This window comes from Salarchaeum sp. III, assembly GCF_036418315.1.
Classification (GTDB): domain Archaea; phylum Halobacteriota; class Halobacteria; order Halobacteriales; family Halobacteriaceae; genus Salarchaeum.
In genome coordinates, this window is sequence record NZ_JAZHPG010000017.1 from 22,626 (window position 1) to 46,382 (window position 23,757).

Here is a 23,757-nt window from a genome sequence, read left to right on the forward strand (position 1 = left end):
GGACGCGTAAGTACCTCCGGCTCTACTGCTTCTCTACGCTGCTCCCGAAGTACTTGTTCACGACCTCGGAGACGGCGTCGGCCTTGAACACGTCGAGGTTGGATTCGATTTCGTCCGTGAACGCCTCGTAGTACTCGTCGTCCGTCTCGAACCCACGGTACTCGACGGCGAGCACGGGCACGTCCAGCGCGTCCTCCGTGAGTTCCCGGAAGTGCTTCCTGTCCTCGAGTTCGCCCCGCCAGAGGTTGTCCCGGAAGAACAGCCACCCGGAGTCCCCGGGAGTGTCGGCCGCCCGGTACATCCGCGTCTCGAACTCGTTCGGCTCCACGGACACGTCCCGTGTGGGTTCGACGCGAAACCGCACGTGGAAGACGTAGCGCGCGTCCATCTATCGGAGCGCGTTCGACTCCTCCGCCAGTTCGATGTCCTTCCCCGTGATACCGCCCTCCTCGTGGCTCGTGAAGCGCACCGCGACCTCCTTGTACCGAATCACGATTTCGGGGTGATGGAACTCCTCTTCCGCGAGTTCGCCGATTTCGGACGCGAACGCGACGCCCTCGAGGTAGTCGTCGAACTCGAACACGCGCACGATTTCGTCGCCGTCGCGTGTCCAGCCCTCCGGCAGACGGTTCTCCACCTCGTCGTCACTGAGTAGTTCTGCCATACCAGAACGTCCCGCGCCAGCCCCAAAACAGTACTCGCTAGTCGTCCTCGGTCTCCGCGGCTGCCCACGCGCTCGGGTCGGCGTCCGCGAGCGGACTGCTGCCGTCGAGGTCGGGGTCGAACAGTTCGAGCGCGGTCGCGATGGTCTGCCAGTCGTCGTCCTCCGCCGCGTCACGCAGACTCCGCGTCGGCGCGGCGAGAATCTGGGAGACGAGGGAGTCCGCGAGCGCCTCCACCGTCTCGCGCTGGTCGTCACTCAACTCGTCCTCCGCGTCGAGTTTCGAGAACGCGGTGTCGAGTTCGCGCGCCTTCAGGCGTTCCGCGCTCTCGTACATCGTCGCGATAACTTCGTCCGCGCGCTTTCGCTTGTACTGCGCGAGCAACCGCTCGAACTCCTCCGTGACGATGCGTTCGACCTCGCGGGCGGCGTCAGCGCGCTTATCGCGCGTCGCCTCCGTCACCGCCTCGATGTCGTCCAGGTCGCGCACCGACACGTCCTCGACCTCCGAAACGGCGGGCGCCACGTCCCGGGGCTGACCGAGGTCGACGAGGAACGTCTCGCCCGCGCCCTGCACGGTTCGCTTCGTCACGACGGGGTCGTCGCTCCCGGTGGCGGTGACGACCACGTCCGCGGACGCGACGTGCTCCGAGAGCGCGTCCAGGCTCACCGCCGCGCTCGCCGTCTCCAGTTCTTCGAGCACCCACTCGGCGTGCGTGACGGTGCGGTTCGCGACGACGAGGTTCTCCGCGTCGCTCGCGTCGAACGCCTTCGCGGCGAGCGCGCCCATCTCTCCCGCGCCGACGACGAGAGCGCTCGCGCCCGCCAGTCCGGTCTCGCGGTCCGCGAGCCGGGTCGCCGCGCTCCCGAGACTCACCACGCCCTCGTTGATTGTGGTCTCGTTCCGCGCGCGCTCCCCGACGTGTAACGCCTTCGTCACGGCCTCGCGGAGCACGGGACCGATGGCGTCCGCGGCGCGCGCCCCCTCGAACGCGTCGCGGAGCTGTCCCATGATTTGGTCCTCGCCGAGCACGACGGATTCGAGGCCGGCGGCGACCCGGAGGAGGTGGCGGAGGCTCGCCTCGTGGTTCATGCCGACGACGGGCGCGTCCCCGAAGACGGCGGCGAGCGCGCGGTCTCCGGTGGACTCGTCGTCCGCCACGACGTACCCCTCCACGCGGTGACACGTCTGCACGACGAACGCCTCCCGGACGCCCGGCTCGTCGAGCAGCGCGCCGACCGCGTCCGCGTCGCTCCCGAGTCTGGCGGCCTCGATGTCGTCCAGGGTCGCGTGGTCGTGCGAGACGCGCACGCCCGCGATGACGCCCATGTTCCCGTTCACGGTGTGTACTGCTCCCCGAGTTCGTCCGCGAGGACGACCTCGGCTTGTTGGCGAGGATTCGCCCCACGCGTACGTAAAGCCTTCCAAACCGACGGCGCTCGCACCAGCCGCCGCACCGCCCTCCGCCGGTCCTCGGGCGGAACGCCAGCGGCCTTCAGTTCCTCACGCACCGTCCCCGAGAGCTCCGCCATCCCGCCCGCGCCCGCTATCTCGTCCTCGACGCGTTCCCGGAGGTGCTTCGCGAGCGCCGGACTCGACCCGCCCGTCGAAATCGCCACCGTAACCGGGTCGTCCTCGACGGTCGCGGGCACGGTCACGCTCCCCGCCGACCGGCCGCCGGACTCGTCCGCGCGATTCACGAGCGCGCCGTGGTCGCGCGCCGCCGCGGCCGCTGCGTCGTTCACGCCCGCCGAATCGGTCGCCGCGACCACGAGCACGGGGTCGACGCGCGCCACCCACTCGCGGACATCGTCGGGGTCGGGCGCGTCCCGGACGAGTTCGGCGTCCGCGAACCCCGCGTCCGCGAACGCGGGACTCACGACTATCACGTCCGCCTCGCTCGCGAAATGACGGGCCTTCCGCGCGCCGACGCGCCCGCCGCCGAACACCAGCACGGTCTCGCCCGTGAAGTCGTGCGCCAGCAGCGCCATCTACGCCCCCGATTCCGTCTCCGTGTTCGCGTCCGCGCGCTCCGCCATCCGAATCCCCGTCTTCTTCAGTATTCGCGTCGAGAACAGCGTGTCCCAGTCGTCCTCGCTGACCTCCCAGTACTCGCTCATCACCTCTCGCACCTGCTGGATGCGCTCCTCGCTCTCCGCCTCGCTGCGGCCGTGCGTCATCGCGAAGAAGTTGTACGGCCACACGCCCTCGTGGCGCGGCCGCTCGTAACAGTGCGTCACGAAATCGAGACCCGCGACCGCCGGCCCGACCTCCGACACGGCGTCGTCCGGCACGTCCCACACTGTCATCCCGTTCTCCGTGTACCCGAGCGCGTAGTGGTTCGGAATCACGCCCACCCGCCTGACCTTCCCCTCCTCGTTGAACCGCCGGAGCGTCTCCACTACCCACTCCGCGTCCTGCCCGATGTCGTCCGCCACGTCCGCGTACGGCGTCGACGTTATCGGGAGGCCGTCCTGAATCGCGAGCACGAGGTCGCGCTCGGCCGGCGTCAACACGCCCCTATCACTCCGGTCGGGACTCGGCCCGAGGTGCGAGAGGTCCACGTCCCCCTCCTGAATCGGCCCGTCGACGAGGAACTTCGCCTCCACCCGGAACTCTCGCTGCTTCGGCAGATTGTACGTCTCCTGTCCCGTCTCCGCTTCGATTTCCGCGAGAACGTCGTCGACGCGCGCTTCGTCCGCGACGGACAGCACGAACCACATGTTCAGGTAGGGGTGTTCGCGCTCGTAGTTGTGCGCGACCTCCCGGTGGTCGTTCACCAGTTCCGCTATCTCCTCGAACTCGTCCTCGGGCGCGTGCATCGCCACCAGCGTCGCCTGCCCGCCGATCTCCTCGGCGTTGATGAGCGCGCCGAACCGCGTCAACACACCGTCGTCGTCCAACTCCCGAACCAGCTCCACGAGGTCCGCGGCGTCCACGTCGATACCCCGCCCGCAGAGCGCCTCCGCGGCCGGCTCGAACGGATGACGGACGACCGGAAACCCCCCCTGGAACGCGTTGATGACCGCGCGCTCCCGGTCGTCGAGGTCCGTCTCTGTCATACACCCGATTGGGGCGCGGATACAGATAAGACCACCCGTTCCCCGGCTACGCGAAGTACTCCTCGTCCGTCACGCCGACGACCTCGTCCGCGTTCTCGACCTCGCGCAGGGCGTCGAGGACGGCGTCGTGGTCGTCCGTCGCCTCCCAGTACAGCACCACGTCGTACGTCCCCTCCCGCATGAGCTGCTGGCACTCCCAGACGAACTCGTCGCCGTCGATGGTGCGGCCGTGGTGCTGGTTCACGCCGAAGTCGTCGCTGTCGTTCCCCGAGTAGACGTACGTGTCCTCGTCGGTGACGTGCGCGGAGATGGCGTCGCCCGCGTCGAGCGTGAGCTGGTGCATCATGCTCTCCTCCTCGCCGGTCAGGCTCGTGTGCACGACCGCGCCGTGAAGCTCGATGTCCCCGGGCTTGAGGAGTTCGACCGCGCGCCGGTAGAGATCCGCGTTCAGCGTCTCCGTCATACCCGGGAGTGGGGGAGAGCGCGCCATACGTCTCACGGTCCCCGTCCGCGACTCCAGAAGGCTGATACCCCTCCGCTGCCGACGGACTGGTGATGCGAGACTGGCTGCGCCGCCGCGTCCGCGCGGGCTACGAGCGACTGCTCTCCCGCGAGGTCGACGGCGCGCCCGAACACGTCGCCGTCATCCAGGACGGCAACCGCCGGTACGCCCGCGAACGCGGCGACGAAGCCACCGACGGCTACCAGGCCGGCGCGCGCACCACGGAGGAGATGCTGGACTGGTGCGCCGACCTCGGCGTCGAAGAACTCACACTCTACGCGTTCTCCACCGAGAACTTCGAACGCCCCGAGGAACAGCAGGAACACCTCTTCGACCTCCTCACCGAGAAACTCCACGAGTTCGCGGACGCAGACCGCGTCCACGACCGCCGCGTCCGCGTGCGCGCCATCGGCGAAACCGACCGCCTCCCGCCCCGCGTCCGGGACGCCATCGCGTACGCGGACCGCCGAACGCGGGGCTACGACGGCTTCACGCTCAACGTCGCGCTCGCGTACGGCGGCCGCGCCGAACTCCTCGGTGCCGCCCGCGACGTCGCCCGCTCGGTGCAGTCCGGCGACCTCACGCCCGACGACGTGACCGTGGACGAAATCCAGGAACGCCTCCACCCCGACCGCGTCCGCGACGTGGACCTCATCATCCGCACCGGCGGCGACGAACGCACCTCCAACTTCCTCCCCTGGCACGCCAACGGCAGCGAGGCCGCCGTCTACTTCTGCGCACCCTACTGGCCCGAATTCTCCAAAATCGACTTCCTCCGCGGCATCCGCACCTACCAGGCCCGCGAGAAATCCTGGCAGCGCGCCCGCCTCGAACGCGCCGTCGCCCTCGTCCGCGCGTTCGGCAGCGCCGAACTCGACGACGCCCGCGCCATCATCGACCGCCTCCGCGCCCGCCACACCGTCGACCTCCCCGACGAAGAACCCGCGGACTAGCGCGCGACCTGGTATAGCCGATACCGGCTGAACTGTCGCGGTCTAGACACCAAGCCACTCGTCGCTCCGGACCTGATAGCCGTTCGCGCGACAGAACTCCGCCGCTCGCCGGCGCACCGCCCGGGAACTCGGGAGAGCGTCTTTCTCGTGGATTCGGTCGACGACCCAGTCGCCGACGACGCGAATCCCGTCGTCGTCGTCGTCGGCGTCGATGGCTTCGAGCTCCTGGAACGTCATCTCGTACGCGTTTCGCTGCGTCCACCCGAACTCGGCGTCCTGGAGCGCCCTGCTGGCTTCGACGACTCGCTTCATCGCCGCGGCGACTGTCGGCCGTCGTACCTGCGCCCGGACGGCGGTCGGCGAATCGTACACGTCCGCGTCCGTCTCCGGGACGACATCGGCGAGACTGTAGTCACGCGCGACCGATTCGATTTCGCGGTCGCCGACCGCCGCGACGACTTCGGCCCCCGTCGCCGGGAACTCCAACACGTCGAGCTCGGTTTCGAGGTCGCTGAGGTCCGCTTCATCGGCCGGTGGTTCGCGTTCGTCCCCCCGCTCTAGCTCCATATCGACCTCTCGCTCCCGCTGGCGTCGGTCGGCGTCCTGTGCTTGCTTGTCTCGTCCGCGCTTGTCGTCCGCCATTCATCCCACTTCGCTCTCCAGCCGGATACCACTATGGTCGACGACGGCCCCAGCCGTTCCAGCCCGCTGAGTGCGTGATACACGACCAGTACAAACCAGAGCGCCGGTACTCCGCGTCACCACTCCGCGCTCGCGAGAACCCGGGTCCACCGAGCTCGATTCACCGGCCGAACTAACGCAAATCGGAGATTTGCCGAATTCGGTCTAGCGACCGAACTTGTGCAAGACCTGCGGCCTTGCTAAGTTTGGACGGTTCGCTGACGCTCACTGTCCAAACTACTGTGAATCGGAGATTCACTGAATTCGGTCTAGCGACCGAATTAGCGCAGGGCCGCAGGCCCTGCTGAGTTTGGCCTAGCGGCCAAACCTCCGCTGGCGGTTCTGGTAATCCCGTATCGCGCGGAGGTAGTCGCGCTTCCGGAAGTCCCGCCAGTTCACGTCGGTGAAGTAGAGTTCGGCGTAGACGGACTGCCATATCATGAAGTCGCTGAGCCGCTCCGCGCCTGTTTTGACGACGAGGTCGGGTTCGTCGGGGAAGACGAGGCGGGACTCGATTTCGGACTCGTCCACGTCGTCCGGCGTGAGGTCGCCGGAGTCGACGGATTCGGCGATGGACTGGACGGCGTCCGCGAACTCGTGTTTCCCGCCGAGACCCACTGAAATCTGAATCGGCGCGTCGGCGCGCTCGGTGTCGCCGGGGCCGCGAACGGCGACCTCGCGGGGTGCGTCAATGCCGGCGAGCTCGCGTTCGAGCGTCGGAACGGCGGCTTCGTCGAGCACGCTCACGTACACCGTCACGCGCTCCGCGCCGTAGTCAAACGCCCACGCGAACGCGTCACTGAGCGTGCCGTACGCGCCCTGTTCGAGGAGGTCGCGTTCGGTGATGACGAGCGCGACGTGGTCGGGGGTCGGCGCGCCGTCCCGGCGCACGCGGAGCGCGAGGTAGTGGTCGTAGACGCCCACATCCCGTCTCCACGGCCAGCGGCCTAAACCCCTCCGCTGTTCGGGAGCCTTAAGTGCGGCGCAAGTGAAGCAACGCCGATACCGTGACTCTCCCGCTTCGGCGGGCGGCGGCGTACGCGTTCTGCAGTCTCCTCGCGCTCACCGCCCCCTTCCTCGGCCCGTTCACCGCCGCGCCGTTCGCCGCGGTGGCGGCCGCCGCGTACGTCGTCCGGGACGGCCCCGTCTTCCGACTGCTCGCGTTCCCCTGGGACGAACACGCGGAACGCCTCCGGACGTTCGTCGGGTTCGCTCTCGCCAGCGCCGGTCTCGCCGTTCTCCTGCCCGCCGTCGACCTCCCCGTCGTCGTCTACGTCGCGACCGTGCTCGCGCTCACGTTCGGCGACCTCGGCTACCGCGCCGTCCTCGATATCCGGGAGTCCCGCGTGTACGCGACCGCCGGGTTCGCCGTCCTCGGCACGACCGCCGCGTTCCTCGGCCAGCTCGCGGTCGTCGAGGCCGGCGCGACAGCCGCCACACCGCCGACGTACGCCTTCTTCGCCACGACCGCCGCGCTGCTCGCCGCGCTCCTCCGCGCCGTCTTCACCGAACGCGACTCCCCCCTCCTCCTCGCCGTCATCGCCCTCCTCCTCTGGCTGTTCTGGACCGTCGCCGACCCGGTCTCCTGGGAGCGCATCGGCGTCGCGCTCGCGCTCACTGTCGGGTTCGGCGCGCTCTCCTTCGTCGTCGGCTCCAGCTCCATTCCCGGCCTCCTCACCGGCGTCTTCCTCGGCCTGCTCGCCGTCGTCCTCGGCGGCTACGGCTGGTTCGCCGTCCTCATCACGTTCTTCGGCCTCGGAAGCTTCGCCACCAAGTACCGCTACGAGGAGAAGAAATCCCGGGGCGTCGCCGAGGAGAACGAGGGCGCGCGCGGCAGCGGGAACGTCCTCGGGAACTCCGCCGCCGCGCTCGTCGCGCTCCTCCTGTTCGCGTCCGCCGACCACCTCCCGTGGGGCGCGCACGTCTTCCTCTACGCCTACCTCGGGAGCGTCGCCACCGCGCTCGCCGACACGCTGTCGAGCGAAATCGGCGGCCTCTACGGGCCGCCCCGCCTCCTCACCACGCTCAAACCCGTCGAACCCGGGACGGACGGCGGCGTCACCTGGCAGGGCGAACTCGCCGGCGTCGCGGGCGCCGCACTCATCGCCGCCATCGCCCTCGCCGCGTTCTCCCTTCCCGTGTTCGGCGCGCTGCTCGTCGCCGCGGGCGGCCTCGTCGGTATGACGGTCGACAGCCTCGTCGGCGCGACGCTCGAAGGCGGGCTGTTCGGAAATCAGTCCGTGAACTTCATCGCCACCGCGTCCGGCGGCGTCGCCGCCGCCGTCCTCGCACTCCTGTTACTCTAACTCGGAAACCGTGTGCACCCGGACCGCCGCGGGCTGTTTCACGTACTCGCCGCGCTCCGTCCCGACGATCCGGCCGACGCCGCGCTGCGCCGCCACGTCCAGCACGCGCTGCGTCACCGCGCCGTCCAGCACGACCAGCGCCGGCACCGGCTCCGCGTCGACGAGCGCGTCGAACACCTCGCTCGCCGCGACCACATCGAGTTCCGCACGCTCGCCGTCGAAAAAGTGGGCGTCGCCCGACCCCGCGACGCTCGCCGCGAGGTCCGCTAGCGACGCCGGCTCCGCCGGCTCCGCCGCCTCCGCTGACGCCGAAACCGTATCGTCGTCGTCGGTCCCGCTCGCGCCGTCCTCGCGTTCGTCGTCGGATTCTCCGCCTGATGCGGGTTCGGGCGGCGCGTCGGTGGATGGTTTCGACGGCGCGTCGGTCGGCGTCGCCGCCGGTGCGGGGACGGTTTCGGTGCTGCCGTCCGTCACCGCGGTGGGGACGGGGTCCGCGCTCGCGTACGGCGTCTTGTTCCGGAGCGCGGCGTCCACTTGCTCCCGTGTGAGGTCTTCCACGGACTCGTCGTCGGGCGCGCGAGCGACGTAGTCGATTTCCCCCACCTGTTCGAGTTCGCGGCGGATGAGGTCGCCGCCGCGGTCGCCGTCCAGGAAGACGGTGGTCGTGCGCTCCCGTGTGAGGTCGGCGACGGCGTCGGGGACGTTCGTCCCCTCGACCGCGATAGCGTTCTTCACGCCGTATCGGAGCAGGCGTTTCACGTCAGAGCGTCCCTCCACGACGACGACCGCGTCCGAGGATGCGACGTGGGGGCCCGCCGGCAGCCCCTCGTACTCCGTGATGTCCGCTTCCTTCACGGACTCCCGGACTTCGTTCAGGATTTCGTCGCTGTCGAGCACGCCGTCGTCGAACGCGGTCGCGAGGAGTTCCTTTGCGCGTTCTTTCACCTCGCGGCGTTTCGCGGCGCGCACGTCCTCGATGTCGGTGGTGTGGACGCTCGCGCGACATGGACCGATGCGTTCGACCGCCTCCAGCGCCGCGGCGAGGACGGCGGTTTCGACGCGATCCATGCTGGACGCGATGGTGATGGTGCCGGTGGAACGACCCTCGACGTGCTCGACGCTCACGTCGATGCGCCCGAGCTTCGACGAGTTCTGGAGGTCGGGGATGTCGAGGTCGTCCCCGAGCAAGCCCTCGGTCTGCCCGAAGGCGGCGCCGACCACGTCGCTGCGTTCGATAACGCCGTCGGCGGTGAACTCGGCGTGGATGAGGTATTTCGCGGTGTCTTCCATCGGCGGTGTCGGGAAAAAATTCGTGACGGCGATGGAAATACCTGTCGTCGCCGCTAGGTCAGGGGTTCGCCCTTCGTCTCACGGCCGAATAGGAGGACGACGAGGCCGCCGAGCGCGAACGCGACGGCGAGCGGGGTGAGCGCGACGAGGTAGCCGACCTCGACGAGCGCGCCGGCGAGGATGGGGCCGATGACGGCCGCTATCTTCCCGACGCCGCCCGCGAAACCGTTCCCGGTCGCCCGGGCTTCCGTGGGGAAGAGTTCGGGCGTGTACGCGTAGATAGCGCCCCACGCGCCGAGCGTGAAGAAGGAGGACGCGAGGAGCGCGAGGAAGAACGCCCAGAATCCCGAAATTCCGAGGCCGAACCCCGCGCCCGGCATCGCGCTCGCGAACACGAACGTGAACGCGCCGGACGCGAGCAGGTAGGTGCCGAGCGTGAGTTTTCGCCCGACTTTCTCGACGAGGTAGGCGGCGCTCAGGTAGCCGGGGAACTGGACGAGCGCGATGAGGAGGAAGTAGACGTAGACGCCGCCGAACGTCAGGCCCGCGAATTCGAGGGAGGGGACGGTGCCGCTCGCGCCGAACGTCTGTGGGAGCCAGATGAACACGCCGTAGTACCCGAAGTTGATGGCGAACCACGCCGCCGAAATCATCGCCGTCTGTGCGCGGATGTCGTCCTCGAACAGCCGGCGGAAGCCGGGGGAGTCCATCGGCGTCACGTCGTCCGCGTCGATGAGTTCCACGTCCTCGCCGTTCTCCTCCGCGATGGCGCGCAGGCGGTCGTTCGCGGCGTCGACGTTCCCCGTGCGTGCGAGGTAGTACGGGGTCTCCGAGAGCTGGGTGCGGATGACGAACACGAGGAGGCCGGGGAGGGCGGACGCGACGAACAGGAGCCGCCAGCCCTCCACCGCGCCGAATACGGGCACTGAGACGGTGCCGCCCGAGGGGAGGAAGGCGAGGAAGAACCACGCGAGGCCGACGGCGAGCCCGTAGCCGAGCGGCCAGAACGCGTCGAGGTACACCAGGTACCTGCCGCGGCGGTTCGTGGGGAGGTGTTCGGAGAGGTAGGAGGTGTCCACTGCGAGCGCGCCGCCCAGTCCGACGCCGGTCAGGAAGCGGAGGGCGAACCCGCTGTAGAAGCCGACGGCGAGCGCGGTGAGGCCGGCGAACACCGCGTAGGTGAGGACGGTCCACTGGAACGCGGGTTTGCGGCCGTACTGGTCAGCGAAGTACCCCCAGCCCCAGTTCCCGACGACCATGCCCATGAGGCTCGCGGACCCGAGGAAGCCCGCGGTGAGGCCGCTGAGGCTCCACGCGTCGAGGAGGACGGGGAGGGTGAAGCTGATGAGGATGACTTCCATGCCGTCGAACGCCCACGCCGTCCCGCAGATGGCGAGGAGGCGGCGGTGGAACGCACCGACGGGAATCCTGTCTAACACCGCCGACACCGGAACGCTTCGTTGTTCGGACATTCGCGTACTCGGCACCGACGATTCAATACCCCAAAAAGATTGCGACTACCTGTTCGATATCCGATGTCGGAGAATATTTTTCTTCAATCGGCGAGCGTGTCCGCCATCCATTCGAACTGCGCGCGCAAGTCCGCCGCCCCGGTCTCCGTGAGCGCCACGCGCTCGTGCGCGCCGTCCGCCGTCCGCTCCACGAGCCCCTGCGATTCGAGGCCGTCGATAGCACCGTGGTACGTCTTCGGCCGCACCCGGCTCTCGTAGCGCTTCTCCAGCGCGCGCTTCACGCCGCTCACCGTCGGGTCGTCCAAGCCGGCGATAGTGATGCACACGTCCCGCCGCAACCCCGACTGCAACCATCGAGACATACCCCGACCGTCGAGCGCCGACGAGTAGTCTTTTGCCGTTCACGACCCCACGACCGGGTATGCAGACGCACGTCATCCCGGTCGGGTTCGACTACGACCGGCTCATCGCGCCGCTCGTCCGCGACAGACTCGACGTGGACCGCGTCGTCCTCCTCGAAGGGGCGGTCGGGAGCGAGGCGAACGTCGAGTACTCCCAGCACCTCGCGGAGAAACTCGAACAGGACTTCGAGAACCTCCTCGGCGCGGAGACCGACCGGGTGTCGGTGAGCGACGTGTACGACTACGACGCCGCGTTCGCGCAAGCGTTCGACCTCATCGCCGAGGAACTCGACTCCGGCGGCGAGGTCTGGGTGAACATCGCCTCGATGCCGCGCACCGTCTCGTTCGCGTTCGCGACCGCCGCGCACTCGCTCGCCGTCGAACGCGAGGAAGACCGCTCGCGCATCCACACCTACTACACGGCCCCCGAGAAGTACCTCGAAACCGAACTCGCCGAGGAACTCCGGAAAGAAATCGAGTTGCTCTCCGACCTCGACGCCGGCGACGTGGACGGCGACCGAATCACCGAGCGCGTCGAGAGCGCGCGCGCCCTCCTCGACGAGTTCGACGAACGCGGCACCACCATCGGCGCGAAGGAAATCGACGGCCGGCACGTCGTCGAAATCCCCGTCGCGTCCTTCTCGAACGTCAAGCCCTTCGAGGAACTCGTGCTCTTCACGCTCGGCGAACACGGCGAGTTCGCGAGCGTCAGCGATCTCGCCGAAACCCTCGCGAGCGACCTGGGCGAGGAGTACACCGACTCCTTCCGCTCGAAAGTCATCTACAACGTCGACAGACTGGGGCCGGGCGGGAAGGGCTACATCGAACAGGAACGCGAGGGGAAATCCCACCGCACTCGCCTCTCACGAATCGGAGAACTCTGGGTTCGCGCCCACGAGAACGACTAACGGCGCCGCTCCCGACTCATTCCGACCAGCCGCACGAACTGGTAAGCGGCGAACGCGAAGAACGCGACCGCGAACACGTCGCTCGGTACGCGGTACGGGAGCGTATCGGTCAGTTCGCCCGCGCAATACGCGCCCGCGACCAACACGAGGGCGGCCTGAACGGTCCAGGGGAGTCGGCTGATGAGGCTAGTGAGGCTTGGTGGATAGCCCGCGCGTTCGCCCATACACGGGTTGCTCGACGAGCGTATATAGCCATGTTGGGTCGATGAAACAAGCTGTCTGGTTCAGGCGCGCTTCAGCTTCTCAGCTCGTGTCGCGAGCGCGAGGAACGTCGCGAGCAGGGTGAGGCTGAGGGCGGCGACGGCGGCGAGGTCGTGCGCGCGAAGGGAGTGGTCGATGGCGCCGGCGACGTACTCCGCGCGGAGGGTCGTGTGGTGGAAGTCGCCGACGAGGGGGGCGAAGTAGTCCACCACGTCGTTGAACCAGTACCAGCCGGCGGCGAGCGCGACCGCGGGAATCGAGAATGACGCGTACCGGTGAATCACGAACGCCTCGACGGCCATCGCGGCGTGGCTCAGGACGAGGAACCAGTACATCGCCCACCAGAGTTCTCCCTGGCCGTTCACGACGAGCTGGACGAACGGCGTCCACAGCCCGAGTTTGATGCAGCCGAAGAAGGCGAGCGCGTGCAGCCACTCCGCGTCCCAGTCGAGCCGGTACGCGGCGAGCGAGAGGCCGATGAAGAGCGTCGCCACGGGGCTGTCCGGAACGACGGCCCACGCGACCAGGGGCGTGCTTTCGAGCTGGAAGCGGTAGTACCAGAACCCGAAGACGGTGCCGACGAGGTTCACGAGCACGATGAGCGGGAGCAGGCGGAACGCGAGGTCTTCGAGCCACGCGGGGAGGGGCGCGACGTACCGCGGGAGGTCGTTGCGCGCCGGAATCGTCATACCGGGGCATCGACGGACTGCATCAAAGCGTCTGCGGTATCGGCGGTCGGTCGCGGCCGACCGCCCGCGGTCGCGGTAGTTCGTTCGGGTAACCAGACGCGTTAAGGTACTCCCGGCGGAACTGTCGTGTATGAGCGAGGAGACCGACATCGAGGAGTTAAAGCGCGGAACCGACCTCGTGAAGCGCGGGTTCGCGCGGATGCAGAAGGGCGGCGTCATCATGGACGTGGTGAACCGCGAGCAGGCGCGCATCGCGGAGGACGCGGGCGCTGTCGCGGTGATGCACCTCGAAGCCGTCCCCGCGGACATCCGCAAGCGCGGCGGCGTCGCGCGGATGGCCGACCCGAGCGGGATTCAGGAGGTCATCGACGAGGTCTCCATCCCCGTGATGGGGAAGGTCCGCATCGGCCACCGGAAGGAAGCCGAAATCATGGAGGTCGCGGGCGCGGACATGATAGACGAGTCCGAGGTGCTCACGCCCGCGGACGACACGTACCACATCGACAAGCGCGACTTCACCGCGCCGTTCGTCTGCGGCGCTCGAAATCTGGGGGAAGCCCTGCGACGCATCCACGAGGGCGCGGCGATGATTCGGACGAAGGGCGAAGCCGGCACCGGGGACGTGAATCAGGCCGTCCACCACCAGCGCACCATCAAGAGCGCGATTCGGAAGCTGGAGGGCATGAACTACGAGGAGCGCGAGATGTGGGCGCGCGAGCACGAAGCCCCGAACGACCTCGTGCACGAGACCGCCGAAATGGGTCGGCTCCCCGTCGTGAACTTCGCCGCGGGCGGCATCGCCACGCCCGCGGACGCCGCGCTGATGATGCACCACGAGTGCGACGGCATCTTCGTCGGCAGCGGTATCTTCGGCGCGGAAGACCCCGAGAAGATGGGGCGCGCCATCGTCGACGCCGTCAACAACTACGACGACCCCGAACGCCTCGCCGAAATCGCCTCCGACATCGGGAGCGGCATGAAGGGCGAGGCGAACGTCGACCTCCCCGAGGAGGAGAAGATGCAGGGCCGCGGGAACTGACTCGGTCGATTTTCTCTTTCGTGACGCCGGTTACTGCAGGACGCGGAGTGACGGCTCGTCCCCAACGTAGTCGACGAACGCGATGCGGTCCCCGACGGCTATCGGCGTGTTGAACCCGTCTCCCGCGAGCGACCACGCTATCGTTCCGGCGTCCCCGTCGCTCTGTTCCGTCCGAACGCTCGCCAGGCCGAACCCCCGGGAACTGGCGAGAACCATGTCTCCGACGACGCTGATGCCCGAATGTACCGAGCCGTGCAGTCCGTGCTCGCCCATTCGCCACGCGACATCGCCGGTACGCACGTCGAGCGCGACGACATCGTCGGGGTCCGTTACGTACACGCGGTCGTGCGCCACCGCGGGCGGCGACCAGCACCCCGTCGCCCTCCACGTCCACTCCCGGTCGCCGGTCGCGGCGTCGAACGCGTGCACGCCAGACCGTACGTCCGAGACGTAGACGGTTCCGTCGGCGATCGTCGGACACGACCGTACCTTCCGGAGTGTGCGCCGCCACCGGACGCTCCCGTCCGCCGGGTCGACGGCGGTGATTCCGGCCGCGTCGGGGAACACCACGAGGTCGCTGCCGACCGCCGGCCCGACGTTCTCGAACGCCAGGAAGTCGTCCGCGGACATGTGGTCCGCGTTCGCGTTCCGCCAGCGCACCTCCCCCGAGTCGGCGTCGAGCGCGAGGTACGCGTCCGCGGACCGCACGAACAGCCCGCCGTCGCCGAGCGTCGGCATCGGCACGCTCCCCGCCGAGAGCGGCGTCTCCCACAGCGTCCCCGCGCTCTCGCTCATCGCGGAGACGTGCGCCGTGCTCGTCCCGTCGTGACTGCGCTCGGTGGTGACGTACACTCGTTCGCCGTCGAGGCACGGCGTCGCGGCGACCCTGCCCTGCGTCTCGATTCGCCGCGCGAGCGCGTCGTCCGCGAACGGAACGAGACGCAGCCCGTGCTGGTCGCCGACGACGAGGTGGGTCTCGGACGCGACCGGCGACGTGGCGACCGACCCCCGCAGGCCGTACGACCGCTCGGTTTCGGGCGGACTCGACGGAACCGACCCCGCGGCGTAGCTCGCCCGATGCGTCGATTCTCGGCCGTACGACTCCCAGCCGGACGGCCCGCTGATTCGTTCACTGGCGTCGTCGGTTCGGCCGAGCGCGCTACACCCGGAGAGCGCGAGCATACCGGCCGCGAGTATTTCTCGTCGCTGGAGGGGCATGACTACGACTACGAACGACGCGGATTAAAAAAAGCTATCGGGAATAGGATACTTACAGTATTTCTGCGCCGGTGCCGACGCCGGACTGGTAGGCGCGGGCGTCCACGCCTTCCTCGTTGAATCCCTCGATGAGCGCGGACGCGACCTCGCGCTGGCGGCCGGGGTAGCAGACGGCGAGGACGCTCGGGCCGGACCCGGAGATGGTCGCGCCGGTCGCGCCGGCTTTCTTGGCGTGGTCGACGGCGCGCGCGTAGCCGTCGATGAGCGCGGCGCGTGCGGGGGTGACGACGTGTTCTCGCATGCCGCGGCCGACGAGCACGGGGTCGTCCTGCTCGAAGCCCGCGGTGAGCGTCGCGGCGCTCCCGACGGTGTCGACGAGGTCCTCGATGGCGACGGAGTCGGGGACGACGCGGCGCGCGTCCCGGGTGGAGACGACGATTTCGGGGAGGCAGGCGACGAGCGACACGTCCGTGGGAATGGACGTGACGCCGTCGTCGCGGACGATAGTGAACCCGCCGAGGATGGCGGGCGCGACGTTGTCCGCGTGCGCCTCCCCCGAGACCGCCGCTTCGCCCTCCGCGGCGACGCGGACGAGTTCCTCCGTCGTGAGGCCGCAGTCGTAGAGCTCGTTCAACGCGACGGCGGCGGCGGCGGCGCTCGCGGCCGACGACCCCAGTCCCGACGACGGCCGGACGCCCTTCTCGATGGTGATGTGAGCGGGGGCGTCGAGTTCGCGCGCGACCACGCCCGCCGTGTTCCGCGCGGGGTCGGTCGGGATGTACTCGCTCCCGTACCCCTCGATTTCGAGCGTCGTCGCTTCCGCGCGCTCGACGGTGACGTAGTCCGCGGGTCGGTCGAGCGCCACCCCGAACACGTCGAAGCCACTCCCCAGGTTCGCGCTCGTCGCGGGCGCCCGTACCGTAATCATGGCACGGAGTAGCGAGGGCGGGGGGAAAAGACTAGCGGGTATCCCGGGGACGGCGTCTCCCAGCAGACACGACCGGGCAGTGTCTGAGACCAAACCCACCCGGAGAGTTATCAATCTCCGGGTTGACAATTCATAGCATGACTCCGTCGGACGACGGCCGCAACCCCCTCTCGCCGTACTATCCGAGCGAGGTCCCGAGCGTCCGCGGGCACGGTCGTCGGTGGTTCGCGGTGCTGGTCGCCCTACTCCTGCTCGGAACCACGTTCCTGGCGCTGGTGTTGCCGCTCCTCGCGTTCCTCCCGCCGTAACCGTAACCGTAAACCGCGCCGCTCGCGGAGCATTGGACATGATTGGCATCGTCGGCGGCGGTATCGCGGGTCTCGCGGCCGCTCGACGCCTGCAAGCCCACGGGGAGGACGTGCGCGTGTTCGAGGCGTCGGACGCGCTCGGCGGGCTGGCCGCGACCTACGAGACGGCCGGCGACCCCATCGAGAAGTACTACCACCACCTCTCCGCGAGCGAGGAGACCATCGTCGACCTCATCGACGACCTCGGCCTCTCCGACGACCTCGACTGGCCCATCGGGAAGAACGCCTACTACATGGACGGCACCGTCCACCCGCTCGATAAGCCCTGGGAGATCCTCGCCTACCCCCACCTCAGCCTCTACGACACGTTCCGCCTCGCGATGCTCACGCTCGAAGTCGACGTGCGCGGCGGCATCCCCTCCTTCGACACGTACGAGAACCTCGAAGACTTCGAGGACGTTCCCATCAAGGAGTTCCTGCTCGAATACACCACGCGCGGCGTGTACGAGAACTTCTTCGAACCCCTCCTGAACGCGAAGTTCGGCAGTCGGAAGGAGGACGTGTCGGCGGCGTGGCTGCTCGGCCGCGTCAAGTTCCGGGGCGAGCGCGACCTGCTGCGCGGGGAGCCGCTGGGCTACCTCGACGGCGGGTTCGGGCAGTTGCTCGACCGCCTCGTCGCGGACGTCGGTCGGGAGAACATCACGACGAACGCGCGCGTGACGAACGTCGGGTTCGCCGACGGCGCCGCCACCTCGCTCTCCGTCGACGTTGAGGGCGAGACGGAGACGCACGACGTGGACGACGTGGTCGTCGCGGCGATGCCGAACGTCCTCGAAGCGCTCACCGGCTACGAGTGCGACATCGAGTTCCAGGGCACCGTCTGCTCCGTGATTTCGATGGACGAGTCCCTCACGGACACCTACTGGCTGAACATCGGGGACGACGCGCCCTTTGGCGCGCTCATCGAGCACACGAACTTCATCCCGCAGTCGAACTACGGCGGCGAACACCTCCTCTACGTCCCGAAGTACATCCAGAGCCCCGAGGAGGCTGTCTGGCAGATGGACGACGACGAGGTGGAGGAACTGTGGCTTTCCGGCATCGAGGACCTGTTCCCCGCGTTCGACCGCGAGTCCGTGAACTGGATTCGGACCGCGCGAAACCCGCGGACCGCGCCGGTGTACGAGCGTGGCTACCTCGACATGGTCGTCCCCTACGACCTCTCGGACGAGGTGGCCGACGGCGTCTACTACGCGGGCATGGCGAGTCGCGCCCAGTACCCCGAGCGCAGCCTCAACGGCGGTATCGTCGCCGGCTACGAGTGCGCCGATCTGATCGTCGAGACGCAGTAGCGTGGTGACCGATGGACTTTTCCCGCTAGCTGACTAACTGGTCAGTCAATGAGCGAGACGAAGGAGGAGATACTGCGGGCGACCTACCATGCGCTCTGCAACCACGGCTTCGCCGACCTCACCATGCAGGCCATCGCCGACGAGGCCGGCGTCAGCAAGTCCCTCCTGCACTACCACTACGACACCAAACAGGACCTCATCACGTCCTTCCTCGGCACGTTCACCGAGCGATTCGAGGAGGACCTCGACTCCCTCGACGCCGACGACCCCGCAGAACGCCTCGACCTCATCGTCGACCGTCTCCTCTTCGGCCAGGACGACAGCGACCAGACCGACTTCGGCCGCGCGTTCCTCGAACTCCGCGCGCAAGCCCCGCACGAACCCGCGTACCGCGACCAGCTCGCGGCGAACGAGGAGTTCCTCCGCGGCGTCCTCGCCGACACCATCGAGGACGGCATCGAACAGGGCGTCTTCCACGACGTCGACCCCGAGCGCACCGCGCGCCTCATCCGCGCCACCGTCGACGGCGCGCGCTCCCAGCACGTCACGCTCGGCGACGACACCCGCGAAATCGTCCGGGACGCACTCGACGACCACGTCATCAGCGACCTCCGCGTCGACTAGGCGGCGCGAACACTCTTCCTCCTCGCGCCCCCACCACCGATATGGTGCGCGAACTCGCGGACGGCGTCTGGCACATCGACCTCTCCGGGACGAACGCCTACCTCGTCGCGGACGACGCGCTCACGCTCGTCGACGCGGGAATGCCGTGGCACGCCGACGACATCGCGACCGCCGTCGCGGACGCCGGGCACGCCGTGAGCGAGGTCGAGCGCGTCCTCCTCACGCACTACGACCTCGACCACGTCGGCGGCCTCCCACGACTCAAGGGCCTCGACGCCACCGTCTACGCGGGCGAACGCGAGACCGACCTCGTCGCGGGTCGCGAGAAACCGAGCGTGTTCGACCGGAAGGGCGCGTTCCAGCGGCTCACCGGCCTCCTCACCGCGCCGCCGTCCGCGCGCGTCGAACCCGTCCGGGACGGCGACACTATCGGGAGTTTCACCGCCTACCATACGCCCGGCCACACACCCGGTCACGTCGCGTACGTCAGCGAACAACTGGGCGTCGCGTTCCTCGGCGACCTCGTCCGGGAATCCGGCGGCGAACTCGAACCGAGTCCGTGGTACCTCAGCCACGACACGGACGACGTGCGCGCGTCCATTCGCGACCTCGCCGACCGCGCCCCCGACTTCGACATCGCCTGCATCGGCCACGGCACGCCCCTCCTGGAGGGCGGCCGGGACGCGCTCCGCAGGCTCGCCTAAGCGTCGATTTCGTCCGTCCGGTCGCCCTTCTTCACGTCCCCGTCCGCCGTTTTCACGTACACGTCGTCGGCGTACCCCGCCTCCGCGTTCGCGAACTCGCCGTCGTCCAGTTTCTCCGGGGTCGCGGGCGCGTCCGGCAGGCCGTCCGCGGGCGCGAACTCGCCGAGCGGGTTCTCGACCGTGATATCGTGGTCGGCGAAGAAGGACTCGTAGCGCTCGTAGTGTTCCTCGACCTCGTCCGCGGGGAACTCCATCATCTCCGTCCAGCCGTGCGCGTAGAAGTCGAACGACCCGACGACGTGCGTGATTTCGCGGGCCTCGGCCTCCGCGTACCCCTCCTGGAGCGCGACGAGGTACATGTCGATAGTTGCGTCGAAGAACGCCTCCAGGTGCGCGCGGCGCTCCTCGGTACGGTCGTCGTCCGCCTTCTCCAGAAACACGTCGACGTGGAGGTCGACGAGCCAGTCGTGCATCCGCTCCGAGACGACGGGGAGCGTGAGCGCCTGCTTCGTCGCGAAATGCCGGACGTTCTGCGCTATCTTCATGTTCTCGTAGTGGGGTCGCGTCCACCTAAATCGCGGGGTTACCGGGTGCGCGCGCCCGTCCCCGGCAACCCGTGCCGGCACCGTAGGCGGATAGCAACCCACTTTAACCCCGAATACGACACTCTCGGTATGACCGAGTCGTACGTGATAATCGGGGACGGGATTTCGGGGAGTTCCGCCGCCGAGACACTCCGCGAGGAGAATCCGGACGCCGACATCACCGTCGTCACGGACGAGGGCGAACCCCTCTACAATCGCATTCTCATCAAGGAGTTCGCGAAGGGGAAGCTCCCGGAGGCACCGATTTCCATCCACGACGAGGACTGGTACGACGAGCGCGACATCGATCTGGAGTTGAACACGCTCGTCACGGGCCTCGACACGGACGCTCACGAGGTGTACACGCACGAGAGCGAGACGCTAGAGTACGACAAACTCCTCGTCGCAACCGGCGGTACGCCCGCTCAGCTTCCGGTTCCGGGGAGTGACGCGGACGGCGTCCACCACTTCTGGACGTTCCAGGACGCCCGCCGCATCCGGGAGGACGCCGAGGAGGCTGACTCGGGCGTCATCGTCGGCGCGGGCCTCCTCGGAATCGACCTCGCCGCCATCTGCGCCGCGCAGGGCGTGGACGCGCACTACCTGATGCGGGGCGACCGCTGGTGGCGGTACGCACTCAGCGAGGACGGCGCGGACATCATCCACGAAGCGCTCGACGAGAAGGGCGTCACGCCCGTCTTCGACTCGGGCGCGAGCGAGTTCGTCACGGACGACGACGGGAACGTCGTCGAAACCATCGACTCGAACGGCGAGCGCTACGACTCCGAGTTCGCGGGCGTCGCCATCGGATTGGACTTCAACGTGGAATTCATCCAGGACGCCGGGTTCGACATCGAGACCGGCATCCTCGTCGACGAGTACATGCGCACCGGCGTCGAGGACGTGTACGCCGCGGGCGACATCACGGAGTTCTACGATGTCGTTCTCGAGGAGCACGCGCAGAACGGCTCGTGGGGCTCCGCGAAACAGCAGGGGTCGGTCGCGGCGAAGGCGATGGCCGCCGACGACGTCGAAGAAGATGTCGAGGAGTTCCGCTGGGTGTCCTCGTACTCCATCACGCACTTCGACTTCCCCTTCCTCTCCTTCGGCTTCCCGACGACGGGTGACGACGAGTGCGAGCGCACGTACGACGACCAGGAGTGGCGCCGCCTCACGTTCAAGGACGGGAAGCTCATCGGCGGCGTCCTCATCGGTAACCTCGCGCCGCAGTCGAAGTACAAGCAGCTCATCCGGGAGGAAGCGCAGGTCGCAGACCAGCAGGACGTCCTCCTCGAGGAGAACTTCGACCTCGACGACCTCGACTTCTAACCCCGCCCCGTTTCCACGCTTGTTCCGTCCGTTTCCTTCGAGTCTCTAGCCGTATCTTGCGACTACAGCAATCCTTATACGCTTGTGTGTTATACACTAGCATAGCCTGCGGTGGCTGGTGTACCAAGATGAACCCGACAGTGCGACTCGAACGCGCGGACGCCGTTCCCCAGGACGCCCGCGTCCGCGACTTCGACGAACTCGACTCCGACGCACAGCACGCCCTCCCCGGTGCGGTCGACGGCGACCCGGTCACACTCGACTCCTCGACCGCGCTGGAGGACGGCGAAATCGTGAAGTACACCGGCTACTACCGCATCTCCGTCGCGGAGTGAAACGAAGGCGTTTTCCCCGCTCTCCCCCCACTTCTTCGCCATGAGCATGAGCGGCGGTAGCGGGGACATGACGCTCGCGTTCGAACTGTCCGCGCTCCAGGCACTCGCGAAGCCCGGGACGGCGTTCGCGGACGCCCGGCAGTGGACGGAGTACGTCGGCGTCGTGAGCGACGAACCGACGTACGTCGTCACGAACTTCACGCGCAAGCGCCGCATCCGACAGGACTTCTTCAGCGGCCCGAAGGGCAAGGAGGAGAGCCTCGACTCCGTGAAACAGCAGTTCGACACGGAGCGTCACGTGTTCGTCGGGACGAGCGACGAGGACGAGGCGCTCGCGGGCGAGGTCGGCTGGGAGTTCCTGCACGTGGAGGACGCCGCGGACGCCGCGGGCTGGGAGCTCGCGGACGAGACGGAGGACGACGACGCGTTCGAGAACGACGAACAGCGCGACGACTGGCCCTAGACGTCGCGCCGGCGGAAGTACTGAACGCTCGCCGCGACCAGCACGAGGGTGGCGGCGAGCAGGATTGCGGCGGCGGGGAGGTCGTACGTGTTCTCGACGAGTATCGCGGTCGGGTCGAAGTACCGCATCGGCGCAATCGCGCCGAGCCACGCGTAGTCCGTCGTCGTCACGACGGTTTCGAGGAGGAACAGGCCGAACACGGTCGCCATCGCGGCGCGCTGAGCGACGCTCGCTCGGTCGGCGGCGACGCTGAACGCGAGCCCTATCGCCGCACAGCACAGGAGGTAGGGAAGCGAGAGCAGGTGGACGGCGAGCAGGTCGGTGGCGGCGACGGGATATCCGATGGCGCGCGTCGAAACCCAGGTGACGGCGGCGACGACGGCGTTCACGAGCAGAATGCCCGGCACGACCGCGAGGTACTTCTCGACGACGACGCGACCCCGGGAGACGGGAAGGGAGAGCAGGAGGTCCATGCGTTCGGACTCCACGTCGCCCGCGACGGTGCCGGCGGCGCTGTACGCGAGGTAGACGCCGAGCAGTATCACCCACGCGAAGTGGTAGAGTTCGGTCGCGAGGAAGCCCTCGATGGTGCCGAACGCCTGCAGGCCGAACGCCTCCACGAACACGGGCGGCAGCGCGTCCACGTACTCCTCGATGTCGAACCCGCCGGCGAACGACGGGTAGAACGCCGCGTACAGCGCGCTGAACGCGGACAGGCCGACGGAGAGCGCGAGCGCGCCCCGGAACCGCTTTCGCGCGCCGTACCGCGCGAGCTCAAGCATCGCTATCACCGTAGAACGCCAGGAACACGTCCTCCAGTGGCGCTTCCTCCACGTCGAGTTCCCGCAGGTCGTAGGCGTCGAACGCGTCCACGAGGTCGTTCACGTCGCCCGCGAACGTGAACGAGAACGCGGTCTCGTCGCCGTCACGCCACCGCGACACGTCCGAGACGCCCGCCACGTCGAACGCGCCCTCGGGCGGGTCGCCGGCCACCCGCACCCGGACGTGCTTCCCGCTCCGGTCGAGCAGGTCGCGCACGTCCTCCACGGTGACGAGTTCGCCCCCGCGGAGCACGCCCACGCGGTCGCACACCCGCCTGACCTCGCTGAGGACGTGACTCGAGAACAGCATCGTCGTCCCGCGCTCGCGCTCGTCCCGAACGAACTCGTTGAACCGCTCCTGGAGCAGGGGGTCGAGACCCGACGTGGGTTCGTCCATCACGACCACGTCCGGGTCGTGCATGAACGCCTGCACGAGCCCGAGTTTCTGGACGTTCCCCGTCGAGTACTCGCGTATCTCGCGCTCCACCGGCGGCGTGAACAGGTCGAGCAGTTCCGCCCTGCGCTCCCCGCCCTTGACGGACTTGTGGAGGTCGAGCACCTCCCGGCCCGTCGCCTGTTCGTCGAACCGCGGGTTCGACGGCAGGTAGCCGATTCGCTCCAGGGCGTCGAGGCGCTGGGACTCGACGGCCATGTCGCGGCCGAGCACGGACACCGTGCCCGCCGTCGGGGACTGCAGGCCGAGCAGAGTGCGGATGGTCGTCGTTTTCCCCGCGCCGTTCGGCCCGAGGTACCCGAACACCTCCCCGGACTCGATGGCGAGCGAAAGGTCGGAGACGGCGGCGAGGTCGCCGTACCGCTTCGTCAGCCCGTCTATCTCGATGGCGGCCATGGGCGGCACGACACC

29 protein-coding genes are annotated in these 23,757 nt (G+C 68.2%); 11 read left to right on the forward strand and 18 right to left on the reverse strand.

What is annotated here, in order from left to right; translation table 11 throughout:
- Window positions 1–22 precede the first annotated feature (22 nt).
- The 6 genes from lwrS to U3A55_RS02635 are packed head-to-tail and all read right to left on the reverse strand — an operon-like array spanning window position 23 to window position 4,187.
- Entirely contained in the window at window positions 23–388 is a 366-nt protein-coding gene (gene lwrS, locus U3A55_RS02610) for an LWR-salt protein (protein WP_330989968.1), read from the reverse strand.
- Window positions 389–664, reverse strand: coding sequence for a 4a-hydroxytetrahydrobiopterin dehydratase (locus U3A55_RS02615; protein WP_330989969.1), 276 nt, complete (start codon window positions 662–664; stop codon window positions 389–391). It abuts the gene before it with no gap.
- 37 nt (window positions 665–701) lie between these two features.
- Window positions 702–2,003 (reverse strand): glutamyl-tRNA reductase, encoded by a 1,302-nt coding sequence (gene hemA, locus U3A55_RS02620; RefSeq protein WP_330989970.1) that lies wholly within the window; start codon window positions 2,001–2,003, stop codon window positions 702–704.
- Complete coding sequence (locus U3A55_RS02625) at window positions 2,000–2,653, reverse strand: precorrin-2 dehydrogenase/sirohydrochlorin ferrochelatase family protein (protein ID WP_330989971.1); 654 nt, start codon at window positions 2,651–2,653, stop codon at window positions 2,000–2,002. Before U3A55_RS02625 ends, hemA begins: the two co-directional genes overlap by 4 nt.
- A complete protein-coding gene (ahbB, locus tag U3A55_RS02630) occupies window positions 2,654–3,724 on the reverse strand; it encodes a siroheme decarboxylase subunit beta (RefSeq protein ID WP_330989972.1) in 1,071 nt (356 codons plus the stop codon).
- A gap of 46 nt (window positions 3,725–3,770) precedes the next feature.
- Window positions 3,771–4,187: a DUF5778 family protein gene (locus U3A55_RS02635; RefSeq protein WP_330989973.1), complete on the reverse strand. Its 417-nt coding sequence runs from the start codon at window positions 4,185–4,187 to the stop codon at window positions 3,771–3,773.
- Between the two features lie 92 nt (window positions 4,188–4,279).
- On the opposite strand from U3A55_RS02635, the gene uppS reads away from it, so the two are divergent.
- Window positions 4,280–5,179, forward strand: coding sequence for a polyprenyl diphosphate synthase (gene uppS, locus U3A55_RS02640; RefSeq protein ID WP_330989974.1), 900 nt, complete (start codon window positions 4,280–4,282; stop codon window positions 5,177–5,179).
- A 42-nt stretch (window positions 5,180–5,221) separates the two neighbouring features.
- Here uppS and U3A55_RS02645 read toward each other — a convergent pair whose 3' ends face one another.
- Together U3A55_RS02645 and U3A55_RS02650 are read right to left on the reverse strand one after the other, a co-directional pair.
- Complete coding sequence (locus U3A55_RS02645) at window positions 5,222–5,821, reverse strand: DUF5789 family protein (protein WP_330989975.1); 600 nt, start codon at window positions 5,819–5,821, stop codon at window positions 5,222–5,224.
- A gap of 354 nt (window positions 5,822–6,175) precedes the next feature.
- Entirely contained in the window at window positions 6,176–6,784 is a 609-nt protein-coding gene (locus U3A55_RS02650) for an undecaprenyl diphosphate synthase family protein (RefSeq protein ID WP_330989976.1), read from the reverse strand.
- Window positions 6,785–6,867: 83 nt separating this feature from the next.
- On the opposite strand from U3A55_RS02650, the gene U3A55_RS02655 reads away from it, so the two are divergent.
- The gene (locus tag U3A55_RS02655) at window positions 6,868–8,166 is read left to right on the forward strand and encodes a DUF92 domain-containing protein (RefSeq protein WP_330989977.1); all 1,299 of its coding nucleotides are present in this window, start codon (window positions 6,868–6,870) and stop codon (window positions 8,164–8,166) included.
- Here the strand turns inward: U3A55_RS02655 and dnaG are convergent.
- The 3 genes from dnaG to U3A55_RS02670 form a co-directional block, all read right to left on the reverse strand.
- The gene (dnaG, locus tag U3A55_RS02660; protein WP_330989978.1) at window positions 8,158–9,456 is read right to left on the reverse strand and encodes a DNA primase DnaG; all 1,299 of its coding nucleotides are present in this window, start codon (window positions 9,454–9,456) and stop codon (window positions 8,158–8,160) included. The two genes, U3A55_RS02655 and dnaG, sit on opposite strands and share 9 nt — an antisense overlap.
- A gap of 53 nt (window positions 9,457–9,509) precedes the next feature.
- Window positions 9,510–10,928 (reverse strand): MFS transporter, encoded by a 1,419-nt coding sequence (locus U3A55_RS02665; protein ID WP_330989979.1) that lies wholly within the window; start codon window positions 10,926–10,928, stop codon window positions 9,510–9,512.
- Window positions 10,929–11,011: 83 nt separating this feature from the next.
- Complete coding sequence (locus U3A55_RS02670; RefSeq protein ID WP_330989980.1) at window positions 11,012–11,290, reverse strand: PadR family transcriptional regulator; 279 nt, start codon at window positions 11,288–11,290, stop codon at window positions 11,012–11,014.
- A 59-nt stretch (window positions 11,291–11,349) separates the two neighbouring features.
- Here U3A55_RS02670 and U3A55_RS02675 point away from each other — a divergent pair, with 59 nt between their 5' ends.
- Window positions 11,350–12,237, forward strand: a complete 888-nt coding sequence (locus U3A55_RS02675) for an HFX_2341 family transcriptional regulator (RefSeq protein ID WP_330989981.1) — start codon at window positions 11,350–11,352, stop codon at window positions 12,235–12,237.
- Here U3A55_RS02675 and U3A55_RS02680 read toward each other — a convergent pair.
- Together U3A55_RS02680 and U3A55_RS02685 are read right to left on the reverse strand one after the other, a co-directional pair.
- The gene (locus U3A55_RS02680; protein WP_330989982.1) at window positions 12,234–12,461 is read right to left on the reverse strand and encodes a hypothetical protein; all 228 of its coding nucleotides are present in this window, start codon (window positions 12,459–12,461) and stop codon (window positions 12,234–12,236) included. The two genes, U3A55_RS02675 and U3A55_RS02680, sit on opposite strands and share 4 nt — an antisense overlap.
- Window positions 12,462–12,521: 60 nt before the next feature.
- Window positions 12,522–13,187: a DUF1405 domain-containing protein gene (locus U3A55_RS02685; RefSeq protein WP_330989983.1), complete on the reverse strand. Its 666-nt coding sequence runs from the start codon at window positions 13,185–13,187 to the stop codon at window positions 12,522–12,524.
- 130 nt (window positions 13,188–13,317) lie between these two features.
- Here U3A55_RS02685 and pdxS point away from each other — a divergent pair, with 130 nt between their 5' ends.
- Window positions 13,318–14,226, forward strand: a complete 909-nt coding sequence (gene pdxS / locus U3A55_RS02690; protein WP_330989984.1) for a pyridoxal 5'-phosphate synthase lyase subunit PdxS — start codon at window positions 13,318–13,320, stop codon at window positions 14,224–14,226.
- A 30-nt stretch (window positions 14,227–14,256) separates the two neighbouring features.
- Here pdxS and U3A55_RS02695 read toward each other — a convergent pair whose 3' ends face one another.
- Window positions 14,257–15,444, reverse strand: a complete 1,188-nt coding sequence (locus tag U3A55_RS02695) for a PQQ-binding-like beta-propeller repeat protein (protein WP_330989985.1) — start codon at window positions 15,442–15,444, stop codon at window positions 14,257–14,259.
- A gap of 52 nt (window positions 15,445–15,496) precedes the next feature.
- Window positions 15,497–16,372, reverse strand: coding sequence for a homoserine kinase (locus U3A55_RS02700; protein WP_330989986.1), 876 nt, complete (start codon window positions 16,370–16,372; stop codon window positions 15,497–15,499).
- A 137-nt stretch (window positions 16,373–16,509) separates the two neighbouring features.
- On the opposite strand from U3A55_RS02700, the gene U3A55_RS02705 reads away from it, so the two are divergent.
- The 4 genes from U3A55_RS02705 to U3A55_RS02720 are packed head-to-tail and all read left to right on the forward strand — an operon-like array spanning window position 16,510 to window position 19,360.
- The gene (locus U3A55_RS02705; RefSeq protein WP_330989987.1) at window positions 16,510–16,680 is read left to right on the forward strand and encodes a hypothetical protein; all 171 of its coding nucleotides are present in this window, start codon (window positions 16,510–16,512) and stop codon (window positions 16,678–16,680) included.
- 38 nt (window positions 16,681–16,718) lie between these two features.
- Window positions 16,719–18,032 carry an NAD(P)/FAD-dependent oxidoreductase gene (locus U3A55_RS02710; RefSeq protein ID WP_330989988.1) on the forward strand — a complete coding sequence of 438 codons (1,314 nt, stop codon included), beginning with the start codon at window positions 16,719–16,721 and terminating at the stop codon, window positions 18,030–18,032.
- Between the two features lie 48 nt (window positions 18,033–18,080).
- Entirely contained in the window at window positions 18,081–18,656 is a 576-nt protein-coding gene (locus U3A55_RS02715; protein WP_330989989.1) for a TetR/AcrR family transcriptional regulator, read from the forward strand.
- A 41-nt stretch (window positions 18,657–18,697) separates the two neighbouring features.
- Window positions 18,698–19,360 carry an MBL fold metallo-hydrolase gene (locus U3A55_RS02720; protein ID WP_330989990.1) on the forward strand — a complete coding sequence of 221 codons (663 nt, stop codon included), beginning with the start codon at window positions 18,698–18,700 and terminating at the stop codon, window positions 19,358–19,360.
- Here U3A55_RS02720 and U3A55_RS02725 read toward each other — a convergent pair.
- Entirely contained in the window at window positions 19,357–19,905 is a 549-nt protein-coding gene (locus tag U3A55_RS02725) for a DUF6149 family protein (protein ID WP_330989991.1), read from the reverse strand. The two genes, U3A55_RS02720 and U3A55_RS02725, sit on opposite strands and share 4 nt — an antisense overlap.
- Window positions 19,906–20,034: 129 nt before the next feature.
- On the opposite strand from U3A55_RS02725, the gene U3A55_RS02730 reads away from it, so the two are divergent.
- The 3 genes from U3A55_RS02730 to U3A55_RS02740 all read left to right on the forward strand — a co-directional run bounded on the left by U3A55_RS02730 (window position 20,035) and on the right by U3A55_RS02740 (window position 22,071).
- The gene (locus U3A55_RS02730; protein ID WP_330989992.1) at window positions 20,035–21,273 is read left to right on the forward strand and encodes an NAD(P)/FAD-dependent oxidoreductase; all 1,239 of its coding nucleotides are present in this window, start codon (window positions 20,035–20,037) and stop codon (window positions 21,271–21,273) included.
- Window positions 21,274–21,401: 128 nt separating this feature from the next.
- The gene (locus tag U3A55_RS02735; RefSeq protein ID WP_330989993.1) at window positions 21,402–21,608 is read left to right on the forward strand and encodes a hypothetical protein; all 207 of its coding nucleotides are present in this window, start codon (window positions 21,402–21,404) and stop codon (window positions 21,606–21,608) included.
- Between the two features lie 46 nt (window positions 21,609–21,654).
- Entirely contained in the window at window positions 21,655–22,071 is a 417-nt protein-coding gene (locus U3A55_RS02740) for a DUF7124 domain-containing protein (protein ID WP_330990057.1), read from the forward strand.
- On the opposite strand, the gene U3A55_RS02745 is transcribed toward U3A55_RS02740, so the two are convergent.
- Together U3A55_RS02745 and U3A55_RS02750 are read right to left on the reverse strand one after the other, a co-directional pair.
- Window positions 22,068–22,853 (reverse strand): ABC transporter permease subunit, encoded by a 786-nt coding sequence (locus U3A55_RS02745; protein ID WP_330989994.1) that lies wholly within the window; start codon window positions 22,851–22,853, stop codon window positions 22,068–22,070. The two genes, U3A55_RS02740 and U3A55_RS02745, sit on opposite strands and share 4 nt — an antisense overlap.
- On the reverse strand, window positions 22,846–23,742 hold the full coding sequence (locus tag U3A55_RS02750; RefSeq protein ID WP_330989995.1) for an ABC transporter ATP-binding protein: 897 nt from the start codon (window positions 23,740–23,742) through the stop codon (window positions 22,846–22,848). Before U3A55_RS02750 ends, U3A55_RS02745 begins: the two co-directional genes overlap by 8 nt.
- Between the last annotated feature and the right edge of the window lie 15 nt (window positions 23,743–23,757).

Bases quoted from the DNA above. Each gene is read 5' to 3' on its own strand.
- lwrS (WP_330989968.1), bottom strand. From the start codon at position 388: ATGGACGCGCGCTACGTCTTCCACGTGCGGTTTCGCGTCGAACCCACA.
- U3A55_RS02615 (WP_330989969.1), bottom strand. From the start codon at position 664: ATGGCAGAACTACTCAGTGACGACGAGGTGGAGAACCGTCTGCCGGAG.
- U3A55_RS02625 (WP_330989971.1), bottom strand. From the start codon at position 2,653: ATGGCGCTGCTGGCGCACGACTTCACGGGCGAGACCGTGCTGGTGTTC.
- ahbB (WP_330989972.1), bottom strand. From the start codon at position 3,724: ATGACAGAGACGGACCTCGACGACCGGGAGCGCGCGGTCATCAACGCG.
- U3A55_RS02635 (WP_330989973.1), bottom strand. From the start codon at position 4,187: ATGACGGAGACGCTGAACGCGGATCTCTACCGGCGCGCGGTCGAACTC.
- uppS (WP_330989974.1), top strand. From the start codon at position 4,280: ATGCGAGACTGGCTGCGCCGCCGCGTCCGCGCGGGCTACGAGCGACTG.
- U3A55_RS02645 (WP_330989975.1), bottom strand. From the start codon at position 5,821: ATGGCGGACGACAAGCGCGGACGAGACAAGCAAGCACAGGACGCCGAC.
- dnaG (WP_330989978.1), bottom strand. From the start codon at position 9,456: ATGGAAGACACCGCGAAATACCTCATCCACGCCGAGTTCACCGCCGAC.
- U3A55_RS02665 (WP_330989979.1), bottom strand. From the start codon at position 10,928: ATGTCCGAACAACGAAGCGTTCCGGTGTCGGCGGTGTTAGACAGGATT.
- U3A55_RS02670 (WP_330989980.1), bottom strand. From the start codon at position 11,290: ATGTCTCGATGGTTGCAGTCGGGGTTGCGGCGGGACGTGTGCATCACT.
- U3A55_RS02675 (WP_330989981.1), top strand. From the start codon at position 11,350: ATGCAGACGCACGTCATCCCGGTCGGGTTCGACTACGACCGGCTCATC.
- U3A55_RS02680 (WP_330989982.1), bottom strand. From the start codon at position 12,461: ATGGGCGAACGCGCGGGCTATCCACCAAGCCTCACTAGCCTCATCAGC.
- U3A55_RS02685 (WP_330989983.1), bottom strand. From the start codon at position 13,187: ATGACGATTCCGGCGCGCAACGACCTCCCGCGGTACGTCGCGCCCCTC.
- pdxS (WP_330989984.1), top strand. From the start codon at position 13,318: ATGAGCGAGGAGACCGACATCGAGGAGTTAAAGCGCGGAACCGACCTC.
- U3A55_RS02695 (WP_330989985.1), bottom strand. From the start codon at position 15,444: ATGCCCCTCCAGCGACGAGAAATACTCGCGGCCGGTATGCTCGCGCTC.
- U3A55_RS02700 (WP_330989986.1), bottom strand. From the start codon at position 16,372: ATGATTACGGTACGGGCGCCCGCGACGAGCGCGAACCTGGGGAGTGGC.
- U3A55_RS02705 (WP_330989987.1), top strand. From the start codon at position 16,510: ATGACTCCGTCGGACGACGGCCGCAACCCCCTCTCGCCGTACTATCCG.
- U3A55_RS02710 (WP_330989988.1), top strand. From the start codon at position 16,719: ATGATTGGCATCGTCGGCGGCGGTATCGCGGGTCTCGCGGCCGCTCGA.
- U3A55_RS02715 (WP_330989989.1), top strand. From the start codon at position 18,081: ATGAGCGAGACGAAGGAGGAGATACTGCGGGCGACCTACCATGCGCTC.
- U3A55_RS02720 (WP_330989990.1), top strand. From the start codon at position 18,698: ATGGTGCGCGAACTCGCGGACGGCGTCTGGCACATCGACCTCTCCGGG.
- U3A55_RS02725 (WP_330989991.1), bottom strand. From the start codon at position 19,905: ATGAAGATAGCGCAGAACGTCCGGCATTTCGCGACGAAGCAGGCGCTC.
- U3A55_RS02730 (WP_330989992.1), top strand. From the start codon at position 20,035: ATGACCGAGTCGTACGTGATAATCGGGGACGGGATTTCGGGGAGTTCC.
- U3A55_RS02735 (WP_330989993.1), top strand. From the start codon at position 21,402: ATGAACCCGACAGTGCGACTCGAACGCGCGGACGCCGTTCCCCAGGAC.
- U3A55_RS02740 (WP_330990057.1), top strand. From the start codon at position 21,655: ATGAGCGGCGGTAGCGGGGACATGACGCTCGCGTTCGAACTGTCCGCG.
- U3A55_RS02745 (WP_330989994.1), bottom strand. From the start codon at position 22,853: ATGCTTGAGCTCGCGCGGTACGGCGCGCGAAAGCGGTTCCGGGGCGCG.
- U3A55_RS02750 (WP_330989995.1), bottom strand. From the start codon at position 23,742: ATGGCCGCCATCGAGATAGACGGGCTGACGAAGCGGTACGGCGACCTC.